We start from the raw sequence: 5,562 nt of genomic DNA on the forward strand, positions 1-5,562 counted from the left end.
GAACCAATGCTGGTTCAGGCATTCTGCACGGAAGCGGCCATTGAACGCTTCGATGAAAGCATTATCAGTCGGCTTGCCGGGGCGTGAGAAGTCCAACGTCACACCCTTGGAATAGGCCCGCAGGTCCAAGTCGCGCGACACGAACTCGGTCCCTTGGTCGACACGGATCGTTTTCGGATAGCCGGCTTTTTGGCACACCCGTTCAAGGGTTTGCACAACGTCTTCGCCTCTATAGCTATGACGTGGATCAAGCACCGGCACGTAGCGCGAGAAGGTGTCGACCACCGTCAGCACGCGCAGTTTCTTACCCGTTGCGAGTTGGTCGTGAACGAAGTCCATCGCCCACGTTCCGATCACCGCCGCTTCAAGTTCACAGCCGACAATGTTGCCATGCTGCTTAACCGTGACGTTCACAACCGTTTTCAATCCTCGAGCCGACAGGGCCTACACGGATCACGACCTTGGCGCCCGCCATAATCGAGCGTAAGGGCCATCAGTTCTCACTAGGTCAGCGTGCTTTCCCTCCTCAATGACCCGCCCCTTGTCCAGGACCACAATATTGTCCGCCCCACGAACGGTGCTCAACCGATGAGTGATGACTATGATGGTCTTCCCAGCGCGAGACAGATCCTCAACAACCCGCAGCACAAATTCTTCGGCTGCCGAGTCCAGAGAGGAGGTCGCTTCGTCAAGGATTAGAACGTCGGGATCCCGGTACAGGGCCCGAGCCAATGCGAGGCGCTGCTTCTCACCTCCGGAGAGGCGAACCCCGTTCTCGCCCAGATGGGCCTGGAACCGCCCGGGCCAGCGCTCGATGCACTCCCGCAGTCCTATTCGATCACAGATGCGTACGATCTTATCGAACTCCGGTTCGAACTCGCCCAGGGCGATGTTCTCGATCACGGAACCGGAGAAGACGTCTATCGATTGCGGTACTGCAGCCATGACCTTGTGCAGTGATGCGCTCGAGAAATCCTGGAGGGCATATTGGCCGATCCGAATGCATCCATCCTCAAGCTGGTAGACATTCTGCAGCAGAGCCGCAAGGGTGCTTTTGCCCGAGCCGCTCTCACCCACGACGGCCGTCAACTCTCCTTGGCGAAAGGAGACGCTTAGATCGCTGAAAACCTCCGCCTGCGCGCCATAGCGGAATGTGACGTTCTCCAGGCGAATATCTCCGAGATCGGTCTTCGTAGCATCGATGCCGCTGCTGCTTGCCGACTCCAGTTCAAAGATCTCGAAAAGTCTATCCGCCGCGATAAACGCGTCTTGAACGATCCGGTTGGTCTGGATCAGGCGGGCGACCGGCCGGGTGATATAGCCAAGCAACGTATAGCAGGACAGCAATTCGCCGGGCGTGACGGCCTGTTCGAGCGCAAGCGTGGTTCCAAACCACATCAGCACGATGGTGAACAGGACCGACAGCAACGTCGAGGCGTTGTCGCCGCAGATTGAGATCAGCCCGGAGCTGTAGACGGAATGCAGCATCTTTACGAAGCGGGTCTCCATTTTGAAGTTTGCGAAGCTCTCGACGCCGGAAGTCTTAATGGTGGAGACAGCTCCGAGTGATTCTACCAGTTGCGCCTCGAGTTTGGCGTCATTTTCCATGATGACTCGTTGGAGATTTCGATTCATCCGATTGATGGCCCAATATACCAGGATGTACATTGGAATGGCGAGCGCCACGATCAAAGCAATATTCCAGGAATAGATGAACATCATTCCGAACGAGAACAGTATCATTAAAATGTCAACAAACATGTTTATCGAAACGTCGTTCAGGAAGCTCCTGATTTTCACAGCGTCGTTCATGCGCGACACGATTTCTCCCATGCGCATGCTATCGAAGAACTTCTGGGGCAGGGCCAGGATGTGATTGTAATAGCCGAGGATCAAGCATACGTCGATCTTCTGCCCCGTCTGCAGGACGAGTCGGCCTCTTAGGAGGTTGATCAGGATCTGTATCGCTAGGATCAGCAGCATTGCGATGCTCATCAAGTTGAGCAGGTTGCGGTTTCCCGCTGGGATCACGTGATCAACGATCTTCTGAACGTAGATCGCCGTCGAGAGACTGAGGACGGTCGTCACAAGAGCGCCGACGAGAGCCTGCGCCATCACCGTGCGGTGTGGCGCGAGTAGGCGGGCGAATCGGGCGAGGGGCGACGTGGTCTCGTCTCGACGATTGAATGTGTCTGCCGGAACCAGCAAAACCAGAACGCCGGTCCATTGCTCCATGAATTCCTGATGCGGCACTTTGCAGATTTCGCCCAAGGCCGGGTCCATGACGATGACCCACTTGGCGTCGATCGCATGGACCACTACGAAATGGTGCAGGTCCTCCTTGACGACGTGCGCGATAGCGGGCTTGGGGATCTTGTACAGGCTGTCGAAGCCACCTTTGACGCCTTTCGCGATGAAGCCCAGCTTCTGCGCCGCTTCCGTGAGCCCCAGCACACTCGTACCGGAGCGGTCGGTCGACGCATACTGGCGGATGCGCGCCAATGGCAACTTGTAGCCATAGAAGGCTGCGACAGATGCGAGGCTGGCGGCGCCGCAATCCGTGATGTCACGCTGTTTGAACTTAATGGCCTTACTCGACATGGAGGCTCGCTGGCTGTTGGGACAATATTAGCGCCCCGCCAGCATCGGGTTGAGCCAATCGTCTGCCTCGTCGTAGAGCAGTTGCAGGAGAGTGCGATTGGCCAACAGAAAGCGAGCCCGCACGGTCATGCCTTTCTTCAGGTGGCCGATGGCCCCGCTTTTCAGCGCGAGTTCGCTGCGAGAGAGCGCGCACTGGACCTTGAAGACCGGGTTCCCGTCATGCAGAGTGAAGTCCTGCGCCACCTCGACCACCCTTGCTTTGATGACACCCCATTGGTTGTAGTTAAAGGCATCCACTTGGAGCCGCACCGGCTGACCAGGCTGCACAAAGCCAATGTCGTTGGGGGAGACGTAGATTTCCGCCACCAGATCGTCGTTCGGCGAGATCCAACCAACGGTTTGCCCGCTCTGCACGTAGCTTCCGTGCGCGAGGCCGGAGAACTGCTCGAGAGCACCCGATACTGGGGCGCGGATGCGGTGCAGGTCCCGTTCGTGCTCGAGCTGATGCAAGGTGGCCGTGAGTTCCTTTAAGCGCAGGTTAGCATCAAGGAGCTTCTGGTTCCAATCAGCGGTTTTGCGTCGCACGAGGATCTCGCCTTGGACCTCGATATTTTGGAGAGCGAAAGCCTTCTCGTCAACGGTCTTCGCCGGCGCCGCAGCAGCCGAGACAAGTCGCTTTGCGCGGTCGAGTTCCGCCGCGGCGTTACTGCGCGCATTTTGGTTCTCGCGCAGCAAGTTGAGAAAATGCACCCTTTCAGCCGTCGCGGATTCGGTTTGGAGGGGGGGCGAGACGCTGAGCCTTGCGCCGGAAGAAATCAGCGTTTGGAAGTCATGGGCAAGATCGCTCTTGGCATGAATGTCGGCTAAAACCCCGCTGAGCTTTTCCTCGATTACATGATCGTCAAAGGCGATTATTTCCTTCCCCTTAGCAACGACATCGTTCTCAAAGGCAAGGACACGGGAGATGCGTCCGGAGACGGGCGCTATCAGGGGCGTCTTCTCCACGATCGGGCGAATAGTACCGACACTCTGCATGGAGACCGGTATGGTAACGAGTGGCAGTGAGCCAAATGCCGCGGCGACGAAGAGCAAGATCGCCCTATAAATGCTCAAGGATCGTCCTGATCGTCGCGCCAGTATGCTTTCTGCGGTGCAGCTGGCCGTTTCAGCAGAAAGGGGAACTGCTAGTCTGTAGTCACTAGGAGCCATCGAGAGCCAGCTCGCTTATCAACCAAACAAGTGTCCGTAACGTCGCAAAAACAAGTAAACCCAAAAATACCAACCTCCGGAGGTTTCAGCTGCTTCTTGAGGGGTTAATTCGGTTACACGATAGGCTGCCATGTTGTTCATCATTGGTGTCTCCGTTCAGAGCTGGATTGAGAAGATGCCAAGGCCCCCGTTGGGAGCTCCTAGCGGCGCGCAACAAAAAGGTTCAAGATTCGTGCCAATGCAGAAGGAGCGAAAAGCATCAGAAAACTGTTCTGTATGTTATTCAATGGCTGCCCTAGAGCGCCGAGACGTGCCAAACCGCACATCACGCTGTCGCAAGCACGACAAACCGAGTAGGGTTCTGAATGAACGTCCTGAACAGGATCGACAGCTCCAAAGTTCGGTGGCGACGGTACAGTTGAGACTCGGCGCTCAGTAAGCGCGCCCCCATCCGCGTAGCCCCCATCGAGTTCGCCGTCGATTTTTGTTGCTGCTGATTCACTCTGAAACCTGGTGAATTGTTAGTGGCCCTCCGCACGATAGTGGGCGCGGATGCGCCGCTTGGTGCCGCGGGCCTTGTCCCTATTGGCAGATGCTATGGCCGGATGTGTCAAGTAAAAGATCCACCGGATGCGAAAAGAAACACGAGACCTATTGGGCAATGCTTGGGCGGGTCCCGACGCTATGGCGATCTCAGACCTGCACTTGTTCCGGCCCAGGCTGTGGCCGACAGCGATCGTCTCGCGGGGCCGTTGCGACAGGAGGATAGCTGGCAAATCTCAAGCTCACCTCGACATCCGGTTACGCGAGCTTGGCCGCGCCAGCTCGGGCTGTTACGATTCCGGGCGGCTCGATTGCGAAGGCGACGTCCAGACGTGGATGCTGCGACTGGCTTCTGCGAAGCATTCAGTCATCTGCGTACACGAGCGCCCTGCGATGAACGTCATCCTCGCAGAAGAGACTAGCTTTGGCCTGCGCATGATGGCCGATGCCACAGACACCCACACCTTGTGGGTGTTAATCCGTGTTCGACAGTGGCATGTCGAGAGCGAAGCCTACGACCGGGCGCTAGCCAGGGTGGTCGAGGCGCAGGCGGGGTTACCGATCCATGGGCACTCCGGCTTCGAGCGACGGCCTATTATTTGCCGCCACAGCGCAAGGCGACGCCCTGGTAAACGTGAAATACGGCAGGATGCTAGGCCTTCAGGCCTACAGCCAGGTCTCGGATCGATACGGGTCGATCCGTCTGTCGTCCTCGTCGATCAGACGCTTGAGCCATTCCAGCGCCGCGATGGCGGACCCGATGTGCTGCATTATTCCGGAATTCGAGCAGGCTCAGCAGCCTCGGCAACATGCGTGGATAATGAAATGCCGTAGGAGGAACGTGGCACCGCCTGGGCTCGCTGCTTAGGAACCGCCAGTCTTGTATTTGCGGACCAGAGCCGAAAGTATCGCCTGTTCGGCAATTTCGGCACCGCTCCGTCGAGGGCCTTGATCGCGGACCCGGCGATGCGAGCCAAAAGGCGCTCCTCGCTGGCCCCTTTTCAATTTCTTGGCGATCGAGGCGACGACCCTACGTTCCCATTCGCCACCATCTTGTGCACTTTGATCTGAACCCTTCAAACTGGACCAGTTTTGGTTAGAGTTTTCCGGTGCATTTTCCTGGCTGGGAAAGGGACCAGAAGACGATGAAAGCGTCGCAGTTTTCGGACGCTCAGAAGGCGTTCATTCTGAAGCAAGGTGATGAAGGCG

The 5,562-nt window shown here is 57.2% G+C and carries 3 protein-coding genes and 2 pseudogenes; 1 reads left to right on the top strand and 4 read right to left on the bottom strand.

All coding sequences use genetic code 11. From position 1 onward, the window contains the following. From EFD56_RS32155 to EFD56_RS33550, 4 genes and pseudogenes are all read right to left on the bottom strand, one after another. Nucleotides 1–345 (bottom strand): annotated as a pseudogene (locus EFD56_RS32155) (DDE-type integrase/transposase/recombinase); the annotation flags it as partial. A 108-nt stretch (nucleotides 346–453) separates the two neighbouring features. Beyond that, a complete protein-coding gene (locus EFD56_RS32160) occupies nucleotides 454–2,601 on the bottom strand; it encodes a peptidase domain-containing ABC transporter (protein ID WP_004676279.1) in 2,148 nt (715 codons plus the stop codon). 27 nt (nucleotides 2,602–2,628) lie between these two features. Further along, entirely contained in the window at nucleotides 2,629–3,714 is a 1,086-nt protein-coding gene (locus EFD56_RS32165; protein ID WP_008533948.1) for an HlyD family secretion protein, read from the bottom strand. Nucleotides 3,715–3,828: 114 nt separating this feature from the next. Then, the gene (locus EFD56_RS33550; RefSeq protein ID WP_004676277.1) at nucleotides 3,829–3,954 is read right to left on the bottom strand and encodes a hypothetical protein; all 126 of its coding nucleotides are present in this window, start codon (nucleotides 3,952–3,954) and stop codon (nucleotides 3,829–3,831) included. An 837-nt stretch (nucleotides 3,955–4,791) separates the two neighbouring features. On the opposite strand from EFD56_RS33550, the pseudogene EFD56_RS33795 reads away from it, so the two are divergent. Then, nucleotides 4,792–4,866 (top strand): annotated as a pseudogene (locus tag EFD56_RS33795) (hypothetical protein); the annotation flags it as partial. Nucleotides 4,867–5,562 lie beyond the last annotated feature (696 nt).

The sequence above is a fragment of the Rhizobium phaseoli genome (assembly GCF_003985125.1).
Lineage (GTDB): Bacteria > Pseudomonadota > Alphaproteobacteria > Rhizobiales > Rhizobiaceae > Rhizobium > Rhizobium phaseoli.

What these genes read in the sequence shown, in the direction of transcription:
- EFD56_RS32160 (WP_004676279.1), bottom strand. Translation starts at nt 2,601, where the DNA reads ATGTCGAGTAAGGCCATTAAGTTCAAACAGCGTGACATCACGGATTGC.
- EFD56_RS33550 (WP_004676277.1), bottom strand. Translation starts at nt 3,954, where the DNA reads ATGATGAACAACATGGCAGCCTATCGTGTAACCGAATTAACCCCTCAA.